The sequence below is a fragment of the Tenacibaculum pacificus genome, from assembly GCF_027941775.1.
Classification (GTDB): domain Bacteria; phylum Bacteroidota; class Bacteroidia; order Flavobacteriales; family Flavobacteriaceae; genus Polaribacter; species Polaribacter pacificus_A.
The window spans coordinates 2,288,418-2,312,293 of the sequence record NZ_CP115917.1; the positions used below are offsets into that span (position 1 = coordinate 2,288,418).

General features: G+C 29.8%; 21 protein-coding genes. 10 read left to right on the forward strand and 11 right to left on the reverse strand.

Features of this window, described 5'->3' with window-relative positions; all coding sequences use genetic code 11:
• Positions 1 to 81 precede the first annotated feature (81 nt).
• Both PG913_RS10440 and PG913_RS10445 read right to left on the reverse strand, forming a co-directional pair.
• On the reverse strand, positions 82 to 879 hold the full coding sequence (locus PG913_RS10440) for a glucosaminidase domain-containing protein (RefSeq protein ID WP_271230651.1): 798 nt from the start codon (positions 877 to 879) through the stop codon (positions 82 to 84).
• Positions 879 to 1,802, reverse strand: coding sequence for a 1-aminocyclopropane-1-carboxylate deaminase/D-cysteine desulfhydrase (locus PG913_RS10445; protein ID WP_271232165.1), 924 nt, complete (start codon positions 1,800 to 1,802; stop codon positions 879 to 881). The genes PG913_RS10440 and PG913_RS10445 overlap by 1 nt, the downstream gene beginning before the upstream one ends.
• Before the next feature lie 255 nt (positions 1,803 to 2,057).
• Between PG913_RS10445 and PG913_RS10450 the strand changes: the two genes are divergently transcribed.
• A complete protein-coding gene (locus tag PG913_RS10450) occupies positions 2,058 to 2,828 on the forward strand; it encodes an NYN domain-containing protein (protein ID WP_271230652.1) in 771 nt (256 codons plus the stop codon).
• 98 nt (positions 2,829 to 2,926) lie between these two features.
• Here PG913_RS10450 and PG913_RS10455 read toward each other — a convergent pair whose 3' ends face one another.
• On the reverse strand, positions 2,927 to 4,843 hold the full coding sequence (locus PG913_RS10455; RefSeq protein ID WP_271230653.1) for an ABC-F family ATP-binding cassette domain-containing protein: 1,917 nt from the start codon (positions 4,841 to 4,843) through the stop codon (positions 2,927 to 2,929).
• 77 nt (positions 4,844 to 4,920) lie between these two features.
• On the opposite strand from PG913_RS10455, the gene PG913_RS10460 reads away from it, so the two are divergent.
• Positions 4,921 to 5,307, forward strand: a complete 387-nt coding sequence (locus PG913_RS10460) for a DUF983 domain-containing protein (RefSeq protein ID WP_271230654.1) — start codon at positions 4,921 to 4,923, stop codon at positions 5,305 to 5,307.
• 11 nt (positions 5,308 to 5,318) lie between these two features.
• Here the strand turns inward: PG913_RS10460 and PG913_RS10465 are convergent, their stop codons facing one another.
• From PG913_RS10465 to topA, 7 genes are all read right to left on the reverse strand, one after another.
• Positions 5,319 to 6,359, reverse strand: a complete 1,041-nt coding sequence (locus tag PG913_RS10465; RefSeq protein WP_271232166.1) for an NAD(P)/FAD-dependent oxidoreductase — start codon at positions 6,357 to 6,359, stop codon at positions 5,319 to 5,321.
• Positions 6,360 to 6,443: 84 nt separating this feature from the next.
• Positions 6,444 to 7,307, reverse strand: coding sequence for a type IX secretion system ring subunit PorN/GldN (porN, locus tag PG913_RS10470; protein ID WP_271230655.1), 864 nt, complete (start codon positions 7,305 to 7,307; stop codon positions 6,444 to 6,446).
• A gap of 19 nt (positions 7,308 to 7,326) precedes the next feature.
• A complete protein-coding gene (gene porM / locus PG913_RS10475; RefSeq protein ID WP_271230656.1) occupies positions 7,327 to 8,859 on the reverse strand; it encodes a type IX secretion system motor protein PorM/GldM in 1,533 nt (510 codons plus the stop codon).
• Positions 8,860 to 8,909: 50 nt separating this feature from the next.
• Entirely contained in the window at positions 8,910 to 9,566 is a 657-nt protein-coding gene (porL, locus tag PG913_RS10480; RefSeq protein WP_271230657.1) for a type IX secretion system motor protein PorL/GldL, read from the reverse strand.
• A 54-nt stretch (positions 9,567 to 9,620) separates the two neighbouring features.
• Positions 9,621 to 10,997: a T9SS ring complex lipoprotein PorK/GldK gene (gene porK / locus PG913_RS10485; protein ID WP_271230658.1), complete on the reverse strand. Its 1,377-nt coding sequence runs from the start codon at positions 10,995 to 10,997 to the stop codon at positions 9,621 to 9,623.
• 167 nt (positions 10,998 to 11,164) lie between these two features.
• On the reverse strand, positions 11,165 to 12,250 hold the full coding sequence (locus PG913_RS10490; RefSeq protein ID WP_333780760.1) for a formimidoylglutamase: 1,086 nt from the start codon (positions 12,248 to 12,250) through the stop codon (positions 11,165 to 11,167).
• A 58-nt stretch (positions 12,251 to 12,308) separates the two neighbouring features.
• Positions 12,309 to 14,792, reverse strand: coding sequence for a type I DNA topoisomerase (gene topA / locus PG913_RS10495; protein WP_271230659.1), 2,484 nt, complete (start codon positions 14,790 to 14,792; stop codon positions 12,309 to 12,311).
• A 197-nt stretch (positions 14,793 to 14,989) separates the two neighbouring features.
• Here topA and miaB point away from each other — a divergent pair, with 197 nt between their 5' ends.
• The 6 genes from miaB (at position 14,990) to groL (ending at position 21,017) form a co-directional block, all read left to right on the forward strand.
• The gene (gene miaB, locus PG913_RS10500; protein WP_271230660.1) at positions 14,990 to 16,444 is read left to right on the forward strand and encodes a tRNA (N6-isopentenyl adenosine(37)-C2)-methylthiotransferase MiaB; all 1,455 of its coding nucleotides are present in this window, start codon (positions 14,990 to 14,992) and stop codon (positions 16,442 to 16,444) included.
• Positions 16,445 to 16,546: 102 nt separating this feature from the next.
• Entirely contained in the window at positions 16,547 to 17,791 is a 1,245-nt protein-coding gene (locus PG913_RS10505; RefSeq protein ID WP_271230661.1) for a sigma 54-interacting transcriptional regulator, read from the forward strand.
• A 29-nt stretch (positions 17,792 to 17,820) separates the two neighbouring features.
• Positions 17,821 to 18,330 carry an LptE family protein gene (locus PG913_RS10510; protein ID WP_271230662.1) on the forward strand — a complete coding sequence of 170 codons (510 nt, stop codon included), beginning with the start codon at positions 17,821 to 17,823 and terminating at the stop codon, positions 18,328 to 18,330.
• Positions 18,331 to 18,561: 231 nt separating this feature from the next.
• Positions 18,562 to 18,900, forward strand: coding sequence for a preprotein translocase subunit SecG (secG, locus tag PG913_RS10515; RefSeq protein WP_271230663.1), 339 nt, complete (start codon positions 18,562 to 18,564; stop codon positions 18,898 to 18,900).
• A 169-nt stretch (positions 18,901 to 19,069) separates the two neighbouring features.
• The gene (locus PG913_RS10520; RefSeq protein WP_232112261.1) at positions 19,070 to 19,345 is read left to right on the forward strand and encodes a co-chaperone GroES; all 276 of its coding nucleotides are present in this window, start codon (positions 19,070 to 19,072) and stop codon (positions 19,343 to 19,345) included.
• A gap of 43 nt (positions 19,346 to 19,388) precedes the next feature.
• Positions 19,389 to 21,017 carry a chaperonin GroEL gene (gene groL / locus PG913_RS10525; RefSeq protein WP_271230664.1) on the forward strand — a complete coding sequence of 543 codons (1,629 nt, stop codon included), beginning with the start codon at positions 19,389 to 19,391 and terminating at the stop codon, positions 21,015 to 21,017.
• Between the two features lie 203 nt (positions 21,018 to 21,220).
• Here groL and PG913_RS10530 read toward each other — a convergent pair whose 3' ends face one another.
• Positions 21,221 to 22,198, reverse strand: a complete 978-nt coding sequence (locus tag PG913_RS10530; protein WP_271230665.1) for a polyprenyl synthetase family protein — start codon at positions 22,196 to 22,198, stop codon at positions 21,221 to 21,223.
• Positions 22,199 to 22,301: 103 nt separating this feature from the next.
• Here PG913_RS10530 and PG913_RS10535 point away from each other — a divergent pair, with 103 nt between their 5' ends.
• Both PG913_RS10535 and PG913_RS10540 read left to right on the forward strand, forming a co-directional pair.
• On the forward strand, positions 22,302 to 23,051 hold the full coding sequence (locus tag PG913_RS10535; RefSeq protein ID WP_271230666.1) for a toxin-antitoxin system YwqK family antitoxin: 750 nt from the start codon (positions 22,302 to 22,304) through the stop codon (positions 23,049 to 23,051).
• A 10-nt stretch (positions 23,052 to 23,061) separates the two neighbouring features.
• Positions 23,062 to 23,835 carry a toxin-antitoxin system YwqK family antitoxin gene (locus tag PG913_RS10540; RefSeq protein WP_271230667.1) on the forward strand — a complete coding sequence of 258 codons (774 nt, stop codon included), beginning with the start codon at positions 23,062 to 23,064 and terminating at the stop codon, positions 23,833 to 23,835.
• Positions 23,836 to 23,876 lie beyond the last annotated feature (41 nt).

Below are 23,876 nucleotides of genomic sequence, written 5' to 3' on the forward strand. Positions count from 1 at the left end.
ATTAAATAACAATCAAAAAAAGTCGTTATTCTGAGAAAAACCTCGAATAACGACTTTTTTAATATTTATAAAAAACTATTTTTAGTTAACTACTAATTTTTCACCAATACTTATACTATTATCAGTAAGACTGTTAAATCTTTTTAAATCACTAACCGATATTTGATATTTTCTAGCAATAGAATACAAAGTATCTCCTTTTTTAACACTATGATAAGCTACTTTTGATATTGTTTTTTTAGCTTGTATTGAAGGGTTTTTAATTCTGTCATATTTTGATAAATTATATTTATTGATAATCGATATTAATTTCTGTGGATATCGTTTATCTGTTGCATAACCTGCTTTTCTTAATCCATAAGCCCAACCTTTATAATTGGTATGTCCTAATTTAAATAAACTTGCATAACGACTTCTCGAAATTAAAAACTGCGAATGATCTTCATAAGAAGTTTGCGGATATTTATATTTTCTAAAACACTCTCCTATCTCATCATCATCATGTGTTACACTTTTTCCTTGCCAACCTTTATGACATTTTATTCCAAAATGATTATTTGAACGAATAGCCAAAGCACTTCTTCCACTTCCTGATTCTAAAACACCTTGTGCTAAAGTAATACTTGCAGGAATATTGTGTTCGTGCATTTTTTTAACAGCAATAGGTGCAAATTTTTGAATATACGCTTCAGTATGATTTGCACTCGTTTTTAACGGTGTATTAATTATTTGCTCTAACTGATGTATTTCAGGAACAACTTCTTCTTTAGGTTGAATTACTACTTTTTTTCGAGGTTTTGAAACTATGTTTTTGTTTGAACCACAACTTACTAAAAAAAATATACTTACTACGATATAAAAAACTGACTGTATTCTCATTAAATTATAATTAACTCTTTATTTTTACGCTTTAATTTTTGATTTACTCCTCTAATACCTTGTAAACCTCCTGTATGAATTGCTAAAATTCGGCTATTTTCTTCAAAAAAATCTTTTTTAATCATTTCTAAAATTCCGTACAGCATTTTACCTGTATAAATAGGGTCTAGTGGAATATTAGTTGCTAATTTAAACTCATTTATAAAATGAATTAATTCTTCATTGTATTTTCCGTAACCTCCAAAATGATATTCAGTTTGTAGACGCCAATTATTTTGAATACTTACTAAATCTTCAACTTCTTTTTGTAAAAAATCACCTTTTAAAGCAGGAAAACCAAATACTTTTTGATGTTCTTTAGCTGAATTTATCAAACCTGAAATAGTTCCTCCAGTTCCTATTGCACTACAAATATAATCGAATTTATTGTCTTGTTCAGTTAAGATTTCTTCACAACCTTTAATTGCCAGAGTATTTGTACCACCTTCAGGAATTAAATAAAAATTACCAAATTCATTTTTCAATTCTTGTATAAATTCTTCGGATGTTTTATTTCGATAAATTTCTCTTGAAACAAACTTAAATTCCATCCCATTTTGATGCGCTTCTTTTAAACTTGAGTTTCCTGATAATGTCTTTTCAAAATCTTTTCCTAATTCATCACCACGGATAATTCCAATAGTTTTAAAACCTGCTAAATTTCCTGCTACGGCAGTTGCTACAATATGATTTGAAAATGCACCTCCAAAAGTTAACAATGTTTTTTTTTGCTGATTTTTGGCTTCTTCAATATTATATTTTAATTTCCGAAACTTATTCCCTGAAACAAACGGATGAATTTCATCTTCTCTTTTGAGAAACAATTCAATATTTTTTTCTTTCAAAATGGGCAAAAAAACCTGTTGATTTTCACTTCTAAAAATCTGCTGAAACAAAAGTTCATTATTAGTATTCAATACCTCTTTATTTTTTGCTAAAATACTAGAAATATCATTTAATCAATCACTATTACAGTTTTGATTTTTTATCAAAAAAAGATGAAATACATTTATTTTTAGTGCTTTTTATAAAAATATAAACATTTAAGCATCAGTAATAAAATTGATTTATTGATAAAAAAACACGAACTTAGCTTTATGCGTTAATTTTATTTTAATGCTAAACATCAAAAAAAAGAAATGGAAAATAAATTTAATATAGCAGTACTTATAGACGGAGACAATGCACAACCCAAATTATTAAAGGAAATTATAGAAGAAGTATCAAAATACGGAAAAGCAACTATCCGAAGAATTTATGGTGATTGGACAACTCCGCAAATGAATACTTGGAAAGCTATTATTAATCAACATTCTATCAGCCCAATTCAAAAATTTTCTTATACTACTGGTAAAAACTCTACGGATGGCTCATTAATTATTGATGCTATGGATATTTTACACGGAAAAAACACAGAAGGTTTTTGCATTGTTTCTAGTGATAGCGATTACACAGGACTTGCAAAACGAATTAGAGAGGAAGGACTTTTTGTAATGGGAATTGGCGAGAAAAAAACTCCTGAGGCTTTTGTAAAATCTTGTGAAGTTTTCACGTTTACTGAAAACCTAAAAAATGAACAAATTATTCAAAATGAATCAAATAATCAAAATAAAACTGTAAAATCAATAAAACAAAATACCAATATAAAAAGTAAAGAAATTATAGAGAAAGTAAGATTATCAAGAACAGATTTAAAAACGATTGATAAGGCTTTTGATATTTCTACAAACGAAGAGGAAAATGCCTATATTTCTACATTAGGTTTAAATATTAGAAAAATTGACCCAAGTTTTGACCCTAGAAGTTATGGTTTTAAAAACCTAACCAGACTTTTTGAAAATATCGATAAATATGAAGTTATTAAAAATGAAGTTGGTGGATTAAATCATCCATTATTACGAATAAAATAATTATTTTTTTCTAATTTTTAATAAAAAAACTACTTACTAAAATCATTTAAGATTGTTGTAAGTAGTTTTTTATAATACAATTTTATAAAAACTAAAATTTAAAAATTAGAAACTTGTTCTTCTATTTTTTCCCATTCAGCCATTAAATTATCTAATGATGCTTTTTTAGCTTTATATTTTTCAAAGAAATTAGGACGAGCAGAAACTTCATCATAATTATTTGCTAATTCTAAATCTATTTTAGCAATTTCAGTTTCTAAATCTGCAATTTCAGTTTCAGTTTTAGATAACTTATTTTTAAGCTTTTTCAACTCTTTTTCTTGCTCTCTAGATAATTGATACGCCTCTTTTTTAGCCGTTGGTTTTTCAGTTTTAACAACTGTTCTTTTTTCAGCTTCTCTAAGATTTTCCATCTTATGCTGTTCTAAGAAATAATCAATATCACCTAAATATTCTTTAATTTCTTTATCTTTAAAACCGTAAACAGTTGATGTTAAACCTTGTAAAAAATCTCTATCGTGAGATACAACTATTAATGTTCCATCAAAATTTTTTAAAGCAGTTTTTAATACTGTTTTAGAGGCTATATCCAAGTGATTTGTAGGCTCATCCATTACCAACACGTTAAATGGTGATAATAATAATTTACATAACGCTAAACGGTTACGCTCGCCTCCTGATAATACTTTTGCTTTTTTATCAACAGCATCTCCACCAAATAAGAAAGAACCTAACATGTCTCTAACACGCATTCTGTTAGTGTCAGAAGCGGCATCTTCCATAATTTCTAAAACCGTTTTTTCTGGCGGTAATTCTTCAGATTGATTTTGAGCAAAATATCCTATTTCAACATTATGACCTAATTTTAGATTTCCTTCAAACGGAATTTCACCAACCATCATTTTTGCTAAAGTAGATTTACCTTGTCCGTTTTGACCAACAAAAGCAATTTTACTGTTACGTTCAATCATTAAATCAACGTCTTCTAAAACATGTTTATCGCCATAACTTTTACATAAACCGTCTGCTTCAACAATAATTTTACCTGGTTCTTTTGATATTGCAAACTTTACATTCATTGCTGCATTATCATCGCCATCAACCTCAATAATTTGAACTTTATCAAGTTGTTTCATCAACGACTGCGCCATTGAAGCTTTACTTGCTTTTGCTTTAAATTTATTGATTAAATGTTGTTTTTGCTTAATCTCTTTTTCTTGATTTTTCTGTGCTTGTAATTGTTTTTCTTTAATTTCAGCTCTTAATATCAAAAATTCAGAATATGGTTTTTTGTAATCGTAAATTTGTCCTAATGAAATTTCAATAGTTCTGTTAGTTACGTTATCTAAAAACATTTTATCACGCGAAACCAATACAATAGCTCCAGAATATGATTTTAAAAAGTTCTCTAACCAAATAATAGATTCAATATCTAAGTGATTGGTAGGCTCATCTAATAGTAAAATATCATTACTTTGTAATAATAATTTAGCTAATTCGATACGCATTCTCCATCCACCAGAAAAAGTACTAGTTAACTTATCAAAATCTTCACGTTTAAATCCTAAACCTTGTAAAATCTTCTCAGTATCACCTTGATAATTATATCCACCTAAAAGTTCATAACGCTCAGTTAAATCTGTTAAATCAATAATTAACTGGCTATATTCTTCACTTTCATAATCAGTTCTTGTAGCTAGTTGATTATTAATATCATCTAACTTTAACTCTATTTCTTTAATTTCTTCAAAAGCTTGATATGCTTCTTCTAAAATTGTTCTTCCTTCGATAAAATCGATATCCTGACGTAAAAAGCCCATACGGATATCTTTATCAAAAGCCATGGTACCACCACTAGTTTCAATATCTTTGGATAGCACTTTTAATAGCGTAGATTTCCCAGCTCCATTTTTTCCTATCAATCCAATTCGATCTCCTTTATTTAACTTAAAAGTGATTCCTGAAAACAAATCAGAACCCATAAAAGAAACTGATAAATTGTGTACGTTTAACATATATATGTGATAATTGTTACTTATAAAGATTGATAAAAAATTTACCTTTGCAAAAGTATGTAAATTTAAATTTGATTATGTTTAAAAGAGGAAGCAAATTATACAGTATTTTAAAAGGTAAATGCCCTAGATGTCATGAAGGTGAATTCTTCAAATATAAAATGACGATTAACCCTAAAAAAATCACTAAATTACATGATAACTGTCCAAAATGTGATTTAAAATACATGATGGAACCATCTTTTTTCTTTGGAGCAATGTATGTAAATTATGGATTAGCAGTAGCTTTATTTGTTGCTATTTTTATTATAGCTAAAATGTTTATCGGCTTAACTATTTTACAGAGTTTTATTACGATTATAATTGTATCGTTACTTTTAACACCGTTTACATTACGCTTGTCTAGAATTATTTGGATAAATATTTTTATTGCTTATGATAAAAATGTTAAGAAATTATCTTAAAAAAATAATTTTTAATCAAATCTTTTTATATCGATATCAACATCTAATTCACTTCCATTTTCCAAGTGATTAAATAAGTTTTTAGCAATTGTTGGTCCAATCATAACACCACGTGTTCCTAAACCGTTTAAAACTACTAATGATTTGTGTTTTGGATGAGTACCTACCATAGGTCTTCTATCATTTACTGTTGGTCTAATTCCTGCGGTGTGTCCTGTTATGGTGTAAGGAACCGTAAGTACTTTTTTCAACTTATCGATTAACTCTTCCTTTGCTTCTTCCGTTGGATTACAGGTTTTATCTGTCCAATTAAAAGTAGCTCCAACTTTATAGTAATCATTTCCTAAAGGCATTACAAAAGCACTTGATTTTAATAAAAAATCAATTTTTAACTCAGGAGCGTGTATTGTTATTGTTTCTCCTTTTGCTTCATTTAAGGGTAAGTGATTAAAAAATGGATTTTTAGTAATTCCAAAACCTTCACAAAAAATTATTTTCTTTGCTGTTATATTTTGATACTTAATTCCATCTTCTAAAACAGTTATTTCTGAATAATCAAAAGATTCAGTTATTAATCTCTTTGAATTTTCTATATAATTTCTATATGATTTCACTAATAAAGCGGTGTCTATTCTTCCAGTTCCTGTAAGTTCACCGAAACCTAAATCACCAATAACACCTGCAACTTTTTCTTTACTAATTACAGGATTCATATAATGTAACAATGTTGGTTTATCTAAAGCAGAAAACCAATTATTCTCATCTCCAATACTGGTAAAGGCTTTTTTTATAGAGAATTTATAGTCTAATTTTACATTTAATTTTTTTTCTAAATTTTTGTAAAAAGGTAGTGCTGTTTCTATTTGCTGATGCGCATTCCAAACGGCATTAAATCGTTTTAAAATAACAGGATTATATACACCTCCTGCAACCAAAGAAGAAGTTTGTGAATTATTTTCAAAAACTACAAATGATTTATTCGCTTTTAATAACTCTTCTGTAAAAGCGATTCCTGCTAAACCTAAACCTACTATAATATAATCTACATCAATATTCATAATGCGAAAATAATACTATTTATCGCAAAAAAAAGAGCTTGCGATGCAAGCTCTTTTTAATTTTATAAAAATATGTGATTAATAATTCCACATATCCATTTCTCGATTACGAATACCTTCTTTGATTCTATCAGCTTCTAATAATTGAAATAAAGAATTTCCTCGAACATATTCTTTAATTTCTCTATCTCCGTAAATATTCTCTTCTTTTATTATTGTTGAATTAAATCTTCTAGCATTTAAAAGATTATCATAAGACAATGGTTTCGATGAGTTTACAGGATTAAATACCTTAGATGCATGTAATGTTTCTCTTGCATCTGGGAAAAACACCCAGAACAATTCATACGCACTATCTTTGTCATCAATTCCTTCTACTCCAAGAACTTGAACATCAGGACCCATTGGCGACATAGCCAATATACGATACTTTAATTCTCCTCCTCGTTTATCAAAATACCAAATTCCTTTTAACATATAACCTTTAATATCGGCAGATTGTAAAGAATAAGCATCCATATTTCCGTAACCATCGTCACGTTCATTGTAAGTCATAGATTTAATTTCGTCCATTCCTATTTTTGTTGTGAAATAAGAATCACTATATACCTCTGTGATTTCACCGTTACGAATACCTTTTAATAAGGTGTCAAATAATGAACGTCTTACTAAACCTGCATTTGTAGTATCAACTGGATAATAATAAGGTAAATTGATCTTTTGATTTATATCTACATATTCCCACACCACTTTAGACCATAACACATCTCTATCGCTAATATAGCCATAAGGAAGTGGTTTGTCATCTTCTGAAGCAATTTGGGCTTCAGATTTAAATCCAATCTCATCAACCTTTTTAGAGTTTAAAAGGTTAGCCTGAGCACCTACATAACTTGTAGTTGCAAGGGCAAATAAAACCATATAAAAACGCTTCCAATTCATACTTTAAATTTTTTACTTATTAATTAGTAATCTCTATACTTACAGGTAACACTTTTTTGATCTTGTAATTAGACCCAGAAACAGATGCTTTAATATCATAAATAACAATTAAATCATTTCTTCTGGCTTTAGCAAGTGCCTGCTTTGCTCTAGCATTTAAGTTTCTTCCATTTACAGGAATTGTTACCTGTCCTGGAACTTTAATTTTAAAACTAGATACATTTAATTTTAAATCGAATAAGAAATCAGGTAAACCAGCAGCTACATTAATTTTAGCTAAACTTGCTTTTGGCATTTTTACCGTACCATATTGATTTCTTACCATACCAACAGCTGGTGGTATATCTTTAATTCTGTATTTCTTTGGAGTACTGATTTTTCCTCCTCCTGGTAATGTTGCAGAAACTCTAATAGTTACTTCACTTCCACTACCTGGGTTCATTACATATTTATCTCCTTTAACTCTTTTTAAACCTGGAGCTGATGCAGAAACTTTATTTCCTGATACACCTGGTACAGATATAGTTAATGGATTAGATAAACCACGGTAAACAACATTCATTTTATCAGCAGAAACAACTGCTTCATTAGGCTTAGGAATAACTGAATATCCTCCTAAAATAGGGATACTAACTAAAGAATCATTTTCCATAAATTGGAATTCTCCTTTTAGTTCTTTATCTCCTACTGATCCTGCAGGACCATCTAAAATAACCTGTCCAGCTTTTATTTTGTCAGCAGCAATTACTTTACCATTAACAACAACTTTTTCAGCAGTTAAATTATCATCTTTTTTACCTAAAACAATTTTACCAGATAATTTTTCTCCTGGATAATATGCATTCTTATCAAAAATCACCATTGCTTCGTAATTTTTTAAAGATACTGCACTTTCTAATTCACCTTGTAATAAAGCCGTTAAAGCATCTGCTTCAGTAGTTTTAATATCAGACTGAATTTGTGTTAACTTAGTTAATGACGCAATTAAAGGAAATCCTTCATAATTGTATTTTAACCAATCAATTGATTTTCCTTCTTTATTTTTAACATTATTTGTGTTAAAACGAGCAGCTACTACACTTGATAATTCAGATTTTCCTAAAACAGCTAAAGATTGCTCTCTAAACTGATTTACTTTATCTACAAATTCTTTTCCTTTAGGTGTAATTTTTCCACTAGCGAAAAAATATTGATCTAAAAAACCAGACTTATCCATAGATTCATAAGCTTTCTTATCTTCTATTTCACTCGTCATTTGAGTTTTTAAATCTGCGATATAAGCAAAAAATTCATCTGCCATACCTCTAAGCTTATCAGTTTTCACTTTAGCTTCACCATATTGCTTTGCTTGCTCAGATGCTTTTTGAGCTAAAGTTGCATACGATGCTTTATTTTTCTCGGTTGCTCTAATATTAGAATCCGATAATTTTTCATTCATTAATCCAAATGCTGATAAAACTTCTTTACTCATGTTCATTGCTAGCATCGCAATAAATACAAGGTACATTAAGTTTACCATCCTTTGCCTTGGTGACTGTTTTCCTCCTGCCATCTTAATTAATTTGTTTAGTTTAGTTAATAAAAATTAGATAAACTAATTAATTATTTAGTTGACATTGCCGTTAACATTCCTCCATATACTCCGTTTAAAGAAGATAAGTTAGTTGCTAATGATTGCATTTGTTCTTGTAAACGTTGAGAGTTTTCAACTAAAGAAGAATTTAAGTCTGATTGCTTACTTGCATTTTCAACTTGCGTAGTATATAATCCGTTTAAAGACTCTAATTTAGCAGCTGCCATAGACATTTGCTCGTTGTATTGGTTTGTAGAAGATACAGTTTTTGATGTAGCTGTTAATCCTTCTGCAGCACCTTGAAAATTCTTAATACTATCTCCTAAACTAGAAATTAAAGTAGCATCTAACTTCGCTTCTTTTAAAATATTATCTAATTTTTCAGATAACATACTCTGAGTTTGTTCTGGAGCAATAGCAGCAGTAGCTTTATTGTTACCTAATGAATCACCACCGGCTAATTCTGGATATACTTTTGACCAATCTAATTCCTCTTCTATCGGTTCAAATGCTGAAACAGCAAAAATAATTGCCTCTACAACTAAACCTAATGTTAACATTAACCCTCCTGTTAATGGACCGATTTTAAAGTGCATGATTTTAAATAGTGCTCCTAGTATTACTACAGAAGCTCCTAAACCATACATCATGTTAAAAATTTTCTTAGTTGTTTTCGATTGTGCCATAATTGTTTGTTTTTTTGTTGGGGGTTATTGTTAATGATTAATATTAATTATTGTTTATTTGCTTTTATTTGTACCTAAATAATCTTGTACAGTTCTAAATCCTATATAACTTCTTGCAGTATCTGCATATTCCCAATCACGAGAACTTACTTCTAAAAAGTATGCAACATCTTTCCAAGAACCTCCACGAATAATTTTTCTACGATTTTCTTTAATTTCTACATTAGGATTCATTGTTGACCCCATATAGTAAGACATTTGATTATACGCTGTATTTGTCCATTCAGAAACATTTCCTGACATGTTAAACAAACCATATTCATTTGCATTATACGAATTTGCTTCTACAGTATATAAAGCTCCATCGGCAGCATAATCACCACGTACAGGTTTAAAGTTTGCTAAAAAACAACCTCTATCACTTGTTGTACTTGGTCCACCCCAAGGGTATTTCCCAAAGTTTAATCCACCACGAGCAGCATATTCCCATTCTGCTTCTGTAGGTAATCTAAAAGAAGGAACTAATCCTAATTGTTTTTTAGAACGTTGAAATTTATTTTTTGTTTGTGTTCTCCAATGACAGAATGCTTTTGCTTGATTCCATGTAACTCCAACTACAGGATAATCCTCGTAAGCTTTATGAGCAAAATACTCTTGGTGCATTGGATCGTTATATGAATAATTAAAATCTTTAATCCAAACAGTAGTATCTGGATAAACATTAATTACTTCATCTTTCATAAAATCTTTTCTATTCTTACCTGTCTTAGCTGCTTGTTCATTATCAAACCAGTAATATCTGTAATTTAAAAACTTAGTATTAAAAGTTCTTATTCCATTTAACGATTCATCTTTTTTAATGTATAATGAATCCATTACTTCTACATAATCAGCATCAGGGTACTCTTGTTGTTCCCAAGCAAGTTCTTCATTCCAGTTTAATGGTTTTAAAGAATCTAATCCCTCACCTAATTCATAATAATTTTCACGCATATATTTTGCATATGGTGTTTCGTTTACAGTATCTTTTGAAGCAAAAGCATATAATTGAATACCTTTAGCATTCTTATCAGAACCTTCTTCATCACCTCCTCCTGAAGCAAACTCTGCTTGATACGCTAATTTTGTTCGAGTAATAGAATCTCTTACCCAAAACACAAATTGCTTGTATTCGCTATTTGTTATTTCAGTTTCATCCATATAAAATGGTTGAACAGTTACTGTTTTAGTTGGTGCATTCATCGCTCCTAACGCATCTTCATCTTGTTTACCCATTGTGAAAGAGCCTCCAGGTATTTTAGCCATTCCAAATGGTTTTTCAGCAAACCACTTTCTTTTAGACTTATCTCCTACTAACTCTCCTCTATCACCACTTGAACCACAAGCGTAAATTAGAGACACTAACAATGTAAATATTACTACTTTCTTCATATTATATCTTTCTTATAAAAGGGAATGGTAAACCTATTATTTTTTTTAATAAAAAACAATTACTTTTTTTATAAACAAAAACAAGTTATTTTTAAACAAGTTTTTGTAACGCTTTATACCATCTATCTGGCATTTTTCTTTCTAATGCTTGTTTGTAATCTTTATAGTTACAAGGTACTAACGCAATGTCTTTTGTATTTAGTATTTGAAATCATATTTATTTCCATCCACCAACGTCCACTTTTATCACTTTTATAAAAATTTATAGGATCATCATCTGTTAATAATACCGTAAATTTATGATAATTTTCCTTTGTTACAAAGGGATAGTCCTTAGCCCTGGCATTAACACCTTCAATAAAACACCAAATCATTTGGGCTATTAAATTTGCTGTTTGATAATTTGAGTCCAATATACTATTATATTCATAAATACCAAAAGAAGTTACCTTATCACTAATTCCCGCATATCTTGAAATTGCACAAATTTCTTCGCCATAAAAACCATTTGGAGATGCATTTTTGTTTCCTGGTGCCTCACTTTGACGTACGGCACTAATATCAATACTAACAATATCAGCATCTCTCATAATAGGCTCTACTAAAGTGATATCCTTAACTTCACCTAGCCTAAATGCATCAAAATAAAGTCTATCTAATAACTCTATTTCTTCTTGTGAATTAAAATAAGTTTGGTATCCTATATTACTATAATTAAATAAATTATTAGGCTGTTCCATAATGATTTTACTTAAAAATGAGCTAGATCGTAAATTCTCATTCATAGCACCTAAATCAAACTTACTATCTACTGATACTAAATTAATTGTTTGATCTAAAGAATCATAACCTCTATAATTTGCGTAGGTCAAATCTTGACTACCGCCTATTAATATAGGTATTATTTTTTTCTTTAGCAAATACTCAACAGAAGAGCTTACTGCAAAATAAGTGTCTTTAATTGTATCTCCTTGCTTTATATTTCCTAAATCGGCTATTTTAGTTTGCCAGTTTCCAGGAAATAATTGATATAGTTTTTCACGAATATATTGTAAGTTCTCTCCACAACCTTCGTTATCAGGAGCTCCTCTACCGTCTTTTATTCCTATAATAGCAATATTTACTTCTGATAAATCAGGTAAACCATTTCCAGTAGTATGAATAGCAATATTTTGACCTAAAGACTTCATAGACTGCGATATTAGATGCGCAACTACAGTGTCATTTATAGGTGTTAAAAAATTGAAATCCATTATTATTAGGGGCTTTAAGATGCTTGCAATATACTAAACTATTTTTTTACGAGCTATTTTATTTCTTTTTCACCACTTTCTTTTTTACTACTTTCTTTTTAGGTGTTTTTGCCTCAATTATCTTTATAGCTTCTTCTTTTGTCATTTTTTCAACATCAGTAGTTTTAGGCATCTCTACTTTTATTTTTCCTTTGATGACATTAAAGCGACCCCAACGTGCTTTTTCTACTCGAATTTCAACATCTTCCCAGTTCTGTAATACTTTATCAATTTCTTTCTGTTTTTTAACTTCAATTAATTCAACAATATCAGCATCTGAAAGATTATCAAAATCGTATTTTTTACTAACATTGATAAATATCGAATTCCACTTTAAGAAAGGACCAAAACGACCAACACCTTTTTGAACAGGTAATTCTTCATAATGATAAATTGGCGCATCTGCTTTTTGCTTTGCTACGATTAACTCTTCAGCTCTTGGTAAATCTACTTCCATAGGGTTTTCACCTTTATCTAAAGAAACAAACATTGCCCCAAACTTAATATAAGGTCCAAAACGTCCGTTAGAAACAATTACTTCTTCATCTTCATAAGTTCCTAAAGTTTTCGGAAGCAAGAACAATTCTAATGCTTCTTCCATCGTTATAGTTCCTAAGTTTTGATTTTTATTTAAACTTGCAAATTGTTTTTCTTCATCTTCAGGAGCTCCAATTTGTGCAATTGGTCCAAACTTTCCTAAACGAACTAAAACTGTTTTTCCTGATTCAGGATGTTTACCTAAAATACGCTCACCGCTTTCTCTTTCGGCATTTTCTTTTACATCTTCAACTGTTTTATGAAAATCGATATAAAAACCTTTAATCATCTCTATCCAATCTTCATCTCCTTCTGAAATATCATCAAAAGAATTTTCAACTCTTGCTGTAAAACCAAAATCTAAAATATTTGAGAAATTTGCAACTAAGAAATCATTTACAATATTTCCAATATCCGTAGGAACTAATTTATTTTTATTTGAACCTGTTTTTTCGGTCAATAAATCACTTTCAACAACTCCATTAGACAGAATCATCTGCTCATAATTTCGTTCTAAACCTTCATTTTCTCCTTTTTCTACATAACCTCTTCGTTGTACTGTAGAAATTGTTGGTGCATAAGTTGATGGTCTACCAATACCTAATTCTTCTAATTGTTTTACTAAAGATGCTTCTGTAAAACGGTAAGGAGGACTTGTAAAACGTTGTGTTGCATTAATAAAATTATAAGCTAAATTTTCACCAGTAGTTAAGTTTGGTAACATACCAGCTTGCTCTTCTTCTTCGTTATCTGTTCCTTCTAAATACACTTTTAAGAAACCATCAAACTTAATCATTTCACCGTTTGCGGTAAATATTTTTGTATTTTCAGAATTGGCTATTTTTACATTGGTACGCTCTAATTGCGCATCACTCATTTGAGAGGCTAATGTTCTTTTCCAAATTAAATCATATAATCTATTCTGATCATATTCAGTATCAATAGTATGCATTTTCATATTTGTAGGACGAATAGCCTCATGTGCCTCTTGTGCACCTTTTGCTTTCGACTTGAATACTCTTTGCTTACTATATTCTTTTCCGTAATAATTACTTATTTCTTCTTCTGCAGCATTTCTTGCATCATCAGATAAATTAACACTATCTGTTCTCATATAGGTAATTAAACCTGCTTCGTACAAACGTTGTGCAACTTGCATCGTTTTACCTACTGGAAAACCTAATTTACGAGAAGCCTCTTGCTGTAAAGTTGATGTAGTAAATGGTGCTGCTGGCGATTTTTTTGCTGGTTTTTTAGTTAAATCAGCAATAGAAAAATCAGCATTTGCACACGATTTTAAGAAATTTTCAGCAGTTTTTTTAGTAGGAAAATTCTTCGGAATCGTTGCTTTAAATGTTTTTCCGTTGGTATTTGCAAACTGAGCAATAACCTTATAATGTGTTTCTGATTTAAAATCAAGAATACTACGTTCTCTCTCTACAATTAAACGAACCGCAACAGATTGCACTCTTCCTGCTGATAAACCTCCTTTTACTTTACGCCATAAAACTGGTGATAATTCATAACCAACAAGCCTATCTAAAACTCTACGAGCCTGTTGTGCATTAACCATATTATAGTCAATATCTCTTGGATTTTCAACAGCTTTTAAAATAGCATTTTTAGTAATTTCATGAAAAACAATACGTTTTGTATTATCATCATTCAAATTTAATTGCTCTTTTAAATGCCAAGCAATTGCTTCTCCTTCTCTATCCTCATCACTTGCTAACCAAACAGTTTCTGCTTTTTTAGCCAACGCTTTTAATTTCTTAACAACTGGTTTTTTATCATCAGAAATTATATATTTTGGACTAAAATCTCCATCAACATCAATTCCTAATTCCTTCGATGGCAAATCTGCAATATGACCATAACTAGATTCTACTTGAAAATCTTTTCCTAGGAATTTTTCAATCGTTTTTGCCTTTGCTGGTGACTCAACTATAACTAAATTCTTTGCCATATCTCTGTTAGATTATCTCTTTTACAGCATACATTATAATGATGCTTTCAGTTTGCAAAAGTAGAATGTTTTTTTTAAAAAAAACTTTTTGTTTTAATTTCACGTTAAAAACAGCAATAAATCAATAATAAATTTCTGCCAATTTGTCACAAAACTTGTATTTTGGTTGTATCTTTGCCATCATTTTTATTATGGATATGGAGCACACAGACAAGGTTATCGATGAAAAAATACAAGGACAAGCACTTGTAACAAAACATAAAGAGGAAAACTCAAAAAAATTATTTATAGAAAGTTACGGTTGTCAAATGAACATGAACGACAGCGAAATTGTAGCTTCTATTTTGGCTGAACAAGGTTTTAATACCACTCAAGTTTTAGAAGAAGCAGATTTAGTTTTAGTAAATACTTGTTCTATTAGAGAAAAAGCAGAAACAACTATTCGTAAACGTTTACAAAAATACAATGCTGTTAAAAAAGTAAATCCGACCGTGAAAGTGGGTGTTTTAGGATGTATGGCAGAACGTCTAAAAGAAAAATTTTTAGAAGAAGAAAAAATAGTTGATTTAGTTGTTGGACCAGATGCTTACAGAGATTTACCTAATTTATTAGAAGAAATTGATGCAGGTAGAGACGCTATAAACGTAATTCTTTCTAAAGAAGAAACTTATGGTGATGTTGCACCTGTTCGTTTAAACTCTAACGGAGTTTCGGCATTTGTATCTATTACTCGTGGTTGCGACAATATGTGTACTTTTTGCGTAGTTCCGTTTACTCGTGGACGTGAAAGAAGTAGAGACCCGAAGAGTGTTTTAGAAGAAATTAGATCAATGCATGATCAGAATTTTAAAGAAATCACTTTGTTAGGTCAAAACGTAGATAGTTATTTATGGTATGGTGGAGGATTGAAAAAAGATTTCAATAAAGCAACCGAAATGGCGCAAGCTACTGCTGTTGATTTTGCTCAATTATTAGACATGGCAGCCACTGAATTTCCTAAAATGAGATTCCGTTTTGCAACTTCTAATCCTCAAGATATGAGTTTAGATGTAATTCATACCATGGCAAAACATAAAAACATTTGTAAATACCTTCACTTGCCAGTACAAAGTGGAAGTAACAATATGTTAAAAGCAATGAACCGTCAACACACGCGTGAAGAATACAAAGAACTTGTTGATAATATTTTCAGAATAATTCCTGAAATGTCTTTATCTCAAGATATGATTGTTGGTTTTTGTGGAGAAACAGAACAAGATCATCAAGATACTTTAGATTTAATGCGATATGTAAAATATGACTTCGGTTTTATGTTTGCATATTCTGAAAGACCAGGAACTTTGGCTGCTAATAAAATGCCTGATGATGTTCCTTTTGATGTAAAGAAAAGACGTTTACAAGAAATTATCGATTTACAACAAGAACACGCTTTATACAGAACACAACAACATTTAGGAAAAACCGAAGAGTTTTTAATTGAAGGAACTTCTAAGAAAAACCCGAATGAATGGAAAGCTAGAAATACACAAAATACCGTAGCTGTTTTTCCTAAAGAAAATTACAAATTAGGTGAATTTGTAATGATAAAAGTAGAAGATTGTACTTCTGCAACCTTAAAAGGAACTGTTATTGGATATTCTGATAATAATTAAAAGAGTATTATTTTAAAGTTTTAACGTTAATTTTTATCAACGTTAAAACTTTAAATAAGTAAAAAAACTCTTCAAATTAAAAATTTTGCAACTACATAAATAATGGAAAACTTACAAGCTATAAAACAACGTTTTGGAATTATTGGTAATGATACTCAACTAAATCGTGCTATTGAAAAATCCATTCGAGTTGCTCCTACTGATATATCTGTATTGGTTATAGGAGAAAGTGGTGTTGGTAAAGAAAGTATTCCTAAAATAATACATCAATTATCGCACAGAAAACACGCCAAATATATCGCCGTAAACTGTGGAGCTATTCCTGAAGGAACTATTGATAGTGAATTATTTGGTCATGAAAAAGGAGCTTTTACAGGTGCAACAGCTACACGTAAAGGATATTTTGAAGTTGCCGATGGTGGAACTATTTTTTTAGATGAAGTTGGTGAATTACCACTAACAACTCAAGTACGTTTATTACGTGTTTTAGAAAATGGAGAGTTCATTAAAGTAGGATCATCGCAAGTACAAAAAACAAATGTTCGTATTGTTGCCGCTACTAACGTAAATATACAACAGGCAATATCCAAAGAAAAATTTAGAGAAGATTTATATTACAGACTAAGTACAATCGAAATTGAATTACCGCCTTTGCGAGAACGAGAGCAAGATATTCACTTATTATTTAGAAAATTTGCTTCTGATTTTGCTCAAAAATACCGAATGCCAACCATTCGCTTAGAAGATGATGCCGTAAAAACATTATTAAATTATCGTTTTCCAGGTAATATTCGTCAATTAAGAAACTTAGCAGAACAGATTTCTGTAGTAGAAGAAAGCCGTTTAATTTCTTCGGAAAAACTATTACAATATCTTCCAAAAAATAAAGGAAATTTTCCCGCAGTTATTGGAACGAAATCTAACAATTCTGATTTTGCTAACGAACGAGATATCATGTACAAAATTTTGTTTGATATGCGTAACGATATCAATGATTTGAAAAAATTGACATTAGACTTAATGCAAAGCAATGATACAGAGCAAGTAAAAGAAGAAAATCACGGTTTAATAGAACGTATTTATCAAGAGAAAAAACAACCAGAAAATGAAAATATAGAGGTTGTTCAAATTGGACAAGCAACGCCTACTCCTTCAACAACAGCTCAAAATAATTATGAATATGCTGAAACAATTGAAGAAGATGAAAACTTATCATTACAAGAAAAAGAAATTGAAATGATTAGAAAATCCTTAGAAAAAAACAGCAACAAACGAAAGTTAGCCGCTAAAGAATTAGGGATTTCTGAACGAACTTTATATCGAAAAATAAAACAATACGATTTATAAAAACTAGCAATAACAATATTCTTAAAATTATGAAAAACCGTATAAACATTTTTTTATTTTCTATCATTACACTATTTATACTGATAGGTTGCGGCGCATATTCATTTACAGGAGGAAATACTGGAAAAGCAAAAACAATTCAAATTGATTTTTTCAGAAATCAAGCGCCGTTAATTGAACCTACTTTAAGTCAAAAATTTACGCAAGATTTACAAGATTTATTTACGCGTCAAACAAATTTAACACTCGTAAATGCAGGTGGTGATTTACATTTTTCTGGTGAAATAGTAGATTATAGAATTAATCCGATGAGTGCTACGGCAAATCAAACAGCGGCACAAAATAGATTGACAATTACTGTAAATGTTATTTTTGAAAACAAACTAGAAGAAAAAGATGATTTTGAAAAACGTTTTTCTTTTTACTATGATTACGGAGCAACCCAACAATTAACAGGTACTGTGTTAGATACTGCTTTATCAGAAATATTAGAAAGAATAACACAAGATATTTTTAATGCTTCTGTTGCTAAATGGTAAATATTAAGTAAAAAATTAGCTGTTATAAAAAAAATCTATCAGTAATTAATATTATTAAAAACAAAAAAAATACTACTTTAGCTACTTATAACATTGGCAAAAGTATATTTTAAATACAAAATATAAGAAAAGGTACTAGAACTTTACAAAATATTAAGTTTGAAATATCCAGAAAAAAGTGGTTACTTTGCAGACCAAATTAAGAGAATAAATTTTTTAAAAAAATAAATAATGACAACATATACTTTACTTTTAGTATTAATATTGATTGTTGCAATAGCATTAATCTTAATTGTAATGGTGCAAAATCCTAAAGGTGGAGGATTATCTTCTTCTCTTGGTGGTGGTGGTGCTCAAAACATTGGGGGTGTACAAAACACAAATACTTTTTTAGATAAAAGTACTTGGACTTTAGCAATTGCTATGTTTGCTTTAATTTTAATGGCAAATTTTGCAATTCCTAGAGGTGCTTCAGTAGATGCTCCTCAATTAGATAATGCATTAGAAGATGTAGAAGCTACAGCTCCTGCTACACCAGCAACTAATACTACGAAAGATAGCGTAAAGTAATCTTATCAACATAAAATATAAAATGCCAACGTAATGACACGTTGGCATTTTTTTTATATCTAATTTTAAAGGATTTAGAAAAAATGTCACAATTTTTTTAATGGCATAATTTCTGACTATTTCTAAACTATAGAAAAGAAACAAAATACTTAATCATAATTTATATAAAATGGGATTAAAAATAAAACCTTTAGCAGACAGAGTTCTTATAAAAGCTGCTGATGCAGAAACAACTACAGCATCTGGACTTATCATTCCTGATAACGCAAAAGAGAAGCCTCAAAAAGGAACTGTTGTTGCAGTAGGAAAAGGAACAAAAAAAGAACCTTTAACTGTTAAAGTTGGTGATACTGTTTTATACGGAAAGTATGCAGGTACTGATTTAAAACACAAAGGAAAAGATTACTTAATTATGAGAGAAAGCGATATTTTCGCAATCATTTAATTTTCTCTTATCAATTTAAAATTAACAAAAAAATAGATCTAAAATGGCAAAAGATATAAAATTTGATGTAGACGCTCGTAACGGTTTAAAACGTGGAGTTGATGCATTAGCAAATGCAGTAAAAGTAACTTTAGGTCCTAAAGGACGTAACGTAATTATTTCGAAAGCTTTCGGTGCTCCTCACGTTACAAAAGATGGTGTTACTGTTGCTAAAGAAATTGAATTAGAAGATCCTTTAGAAAATATGGGAGCTCAAATGGTTAAAGAAGTAGCATCTAAAACTAACGATTTAGCTGGTGATGGAACTACAACTGCAACTGTATTAGCTCAAGCTATTGTACAAGAAGGTTTAAAAAATGTTGCTGCGGGTGCAAATCCTATGGATTTAAAACGTGGTATTGATAAAGCCGTTATTGCAATTACTGAAGATTTAGCTAAACAAGCTAAAGAAGTTGGTGATTCATCAGAAAAAATACAACAAGTAGCTTCTATCTCTGCTAATAATGATAAAGTTATTGGAGATTTAATTGCAACTGCTTTTACTAAAGTTGGTAAAGAAGGTGTAATTACTGTTGAAGAAGCTAAAGGAATGGAAACTTATGTTGACGTTGTGGAAGGTATGCAATTCGATAGAGGTTATTTATCGCCTTACTTTGTTACCGATGCTGATAAAATGATTGCTACTTTAGATAATCCTTATATCTTATTATTTGATAAAAAGATTTCTAACTTACAAGAAATTCTTCCAATATTAGAGCCTGTTTCTCAAGCTGGAAGACCTTTATTAATTATTGCTGAAGATGTTGACGGACAAGCATTAGCTACTTTAGTAGTTAATAAATTACGTGGTGGTTTAAAAATTGCTGCTGTAAAAGCTCCTGGTTTTGGTGATCGTAGAAAAGCAATGTTAGAAGATATTGCTATCTTAACTGGTGGAACTGTTATTTCTGAAGAAAGAGGTTTCTCTTTAGAAAATGCTACTTTAGATTTATTAGGTACTGCTGAAACAGTTACTATTGATAAAGATAATACTACTGTTGTTAATGGTGCTGGTGATGATACACAAATTAAAGCACGTGTAAATCAAGTTAAAGCTCAAATTGAAACTACTACTTCTGATTACGATAAAGAAAAATTACAAGAACGTTTAGCTAAGTTAGCTGGTGGTGTTGCAGTTTTATATGTTGGTGCTGCTTCTGAAGTAGAAATGAAAGAAAAGAAAGATCGTGTTGATGATGCTTTACATGCAACTCGTGCTGCTGTAGAAGAAGGTATTGTTGCTGGTGGTGGTGTTGCTTTAGTTCGTGCTAAAAAAGTTTTAAAAGCTATTACAACTGAAAACTTAGACGAAACTACAGGTATACAAATTGTTTACAAAGCAATTGAAGCGCCTTTAAGAACTATTGTTGAAAATGCAGGTGGTGAAGGATCAGTTGTTATTAACAAAGTTTTAGAAGGTAAAAAAGGATTTGGTTATGATGCTAAATCTGAAGCTTATGTTGATATGCTTGAAGCTGGTATTATTGACCCTAAAAAAGTAACTCGTGTTGCTTTAGAAAATGCAGCATCTGTTGCAGGGATGATTTTAACTACCGAATGTGCTTTAATTGATATTAAAGAAGAAGCTGCTGCTATGCCTCCAATGGGTGGTGGTATGCCAGGAATGATGTAATAATTAACATCAGTATAAAATAAATTTAAAAACCCTCTTGATTATTTTATCAAGAGGGTTTCTTTTTATATTTAATATCTAAATTATTTTAGTTTAGCAGAAAATACCTAGCCCCGATTGAAGCATCTGTTTGAGCTCTTTTTTTGATTTTTCTTCAAAAAAAAGCGAGTGCGGAAAGCGGGAAATAGCTTCTAATAAAAAATTTATATTTTACGAGCAACAACATAATCAATCATTAATTTTAATGAGTTTTTATATTCTGATTCTGGAAAATTTTCAAGTATTGCCAAGGCTTTATTTTTATAACCGTGCATTTTAGCTGTGGCATATTCTAAACCGCCATTATTATTTACAAAAGTGATGACTTCTTTTACTCGTTTTTTATTAGTGTTATGCTTTTTAACCGAATTAATCAACCATGATTTATCTTTTTTAGAACAGTTATTTAAAGTATAAATTAAGGGAAGCGTCATTTTTTGTTCTTTAATATCGATTCCTGTCGGTTTTCCTATTTTTTCTTCGGTATAATCAAACAAATCATCTTTAATTTGAAAAGCAATTCCAATATACTCTCCAAATTTTCGCATTTTTTGAACCGTTTCATTATTCGCTCCTACGGATGCAGCGCCAATTCCGCAACAAGCAGCAATTAAAGTAGCGGTTTTTTGACGAATAATATCAAAATAAATTTCTTCAGTAATATCTAATTTTCTTGCTTTTTCTATTTGAAGTAACTCTCCTTCGCTCATTTCACGAACAGCGATGGAAATCAATTTTAAAATATCAAAATCTTCATTATCAATAGAAAGTAATAATCCTTTTGATAATAAAAAATCACCAACTAAAACGGCAATTTTATTTTTCCAAAGGGCATTAACCGAGAAAAATCCACGGCGACGATTACTATCATCTACCACATCATCATGTACCAAAGTTGCCGTATGAATTAATTCGACAACAGATGCACCTCTGTAAGTTCGTTCATCAAATCCACCATCAGAAACCATTTTAGCTACCAAAAAAACAAACATCGGACGCATTTGTTTTCCTTTTCTTCTAACTATATAATAGGTAATTCTATTCAATAAAGGAACTTTTGATAACATGGAATCTTTGAACTTTTTTTCAAAAAGTTCCATTTCATTTTGAATAGGAAGTTTAATTTGTTCTACTGGCTTCAATGTTCAACAAAAAAATTAATTTAAAAGTAAAAGTACTAGATTAATAATAATAAAAACAATAATTTCACAGTCAATAATTTATTTTTTTTATTACTAAAACGCTATGAATAAAGCTTTAAACTTCTTACTTATTTTTTTAATCTATCAAAATGTAGTTTTTTCTCAAAAAACAATGCTTTGGAGAGATGTTGATATTCAAAAATTTGGAAAAGAAACTATTTACAAGAATTTAAAAGGCGAAAAATTAACAGGATTATTTAAAATAGCAGACCGTAATGGTGCTTATTCTAAAGTTACATTTTCAGATGGTTTAATTTCAAATTCAAAATTTAATTACGATTCTGATGGCGTTTTATATTCAAAAATAAACTACAAAAACAGCCTTAAAAATGGTGACTTTACGGTTTATTATACTGATGAATCAATCAAAAGAAAGGGTTCTTATATTGCTGGAAAAAAAAATGGAAAATGGAGTACCTATAATAAAGAAGGTGATGAAATTGCGGTAGAAAATTATAAAAATGATGTTAAAAACGGGCTGTTTTGGGAACATTCTAAATCTAGAATAAATCAAGATAAAATTGTTGTAACTCAAAAAGAATATAAAAATGGACTACCTAAAGGAACATGGTTTTCTAAAGATAATGGAAAACTTATTTGGGAGAAGAAATTTATAGCACCTAAAACATATACGCTAAAAAACTATCATAAAAATGGTACTATTAAAAACCGTAAAGAATATAAAAATGATGAATATTTTGGGCATTGGTTTCAAAAAAATGAAGAAGGTGATTTAAAATGGGAAAAGGAATATTACTCAAATAACGATTATACTGAAAAAAGATACCATTGAAAATAACAGGTTGCAATATCAAAAAAACTATAAAAATGGGCGTATTGATGGTGAATTAGTTACCTATAATAAAGAAGGTGAAAAAACAAAATCAGAATTTTATAAAAACAATAAAAAACATGGTAAGTGGTTTAGACAATATAGTTATGGGAATATTATACTAGAAGAGTATAATGAAGGAAAACCTGCTGGTAAATGGCTTAAAAAAGATAAAAACGGGAATACTTTTTTTGAAAAATCATATTCAAATCCAGGAAAATATAGTTATAAGAAATATCATATCAATGGAAATATTAAAGAAGCTGGAACATACAATAAAGGCAAATTAAATAGCGATTATTTTAAATATAACTTAAATAAAGTACTTTTAGTAAAACGATTCTATGAACATGGAAAACTGATTGATTCAGAATTGTATTTTGAAAATGGAAATAAAAAAGAAATAATCAAAAGAATTGGAAAGTCAGACAATGCAACTGTTGAAATATATAACAAAGATGGTTTTTTAATTAAAAAAGGTACATATTTAAAAAAATACAAAAATGGGTTATGGAAGTTTTTTGAACCTAAAAAAGGACGTTTAGTAGAGGAAATAACATATGCTAACAACTCTAAACACGGACTTTACAAAAAATATAACGCTGCTAATATCATTTCAATAAAAGGTAATTACATCAATAATAACAAAGATGGTGTTTGGAAATATTACGATTTAGCAGGTAGTATAAAAAAAGAAATTGTTTATCAATTAGGTAAAAAAATATCGACTAAAACTTTTGATTAAAATAAAAAACGTCTTATTATTATAAATAACAAGACGTTTTT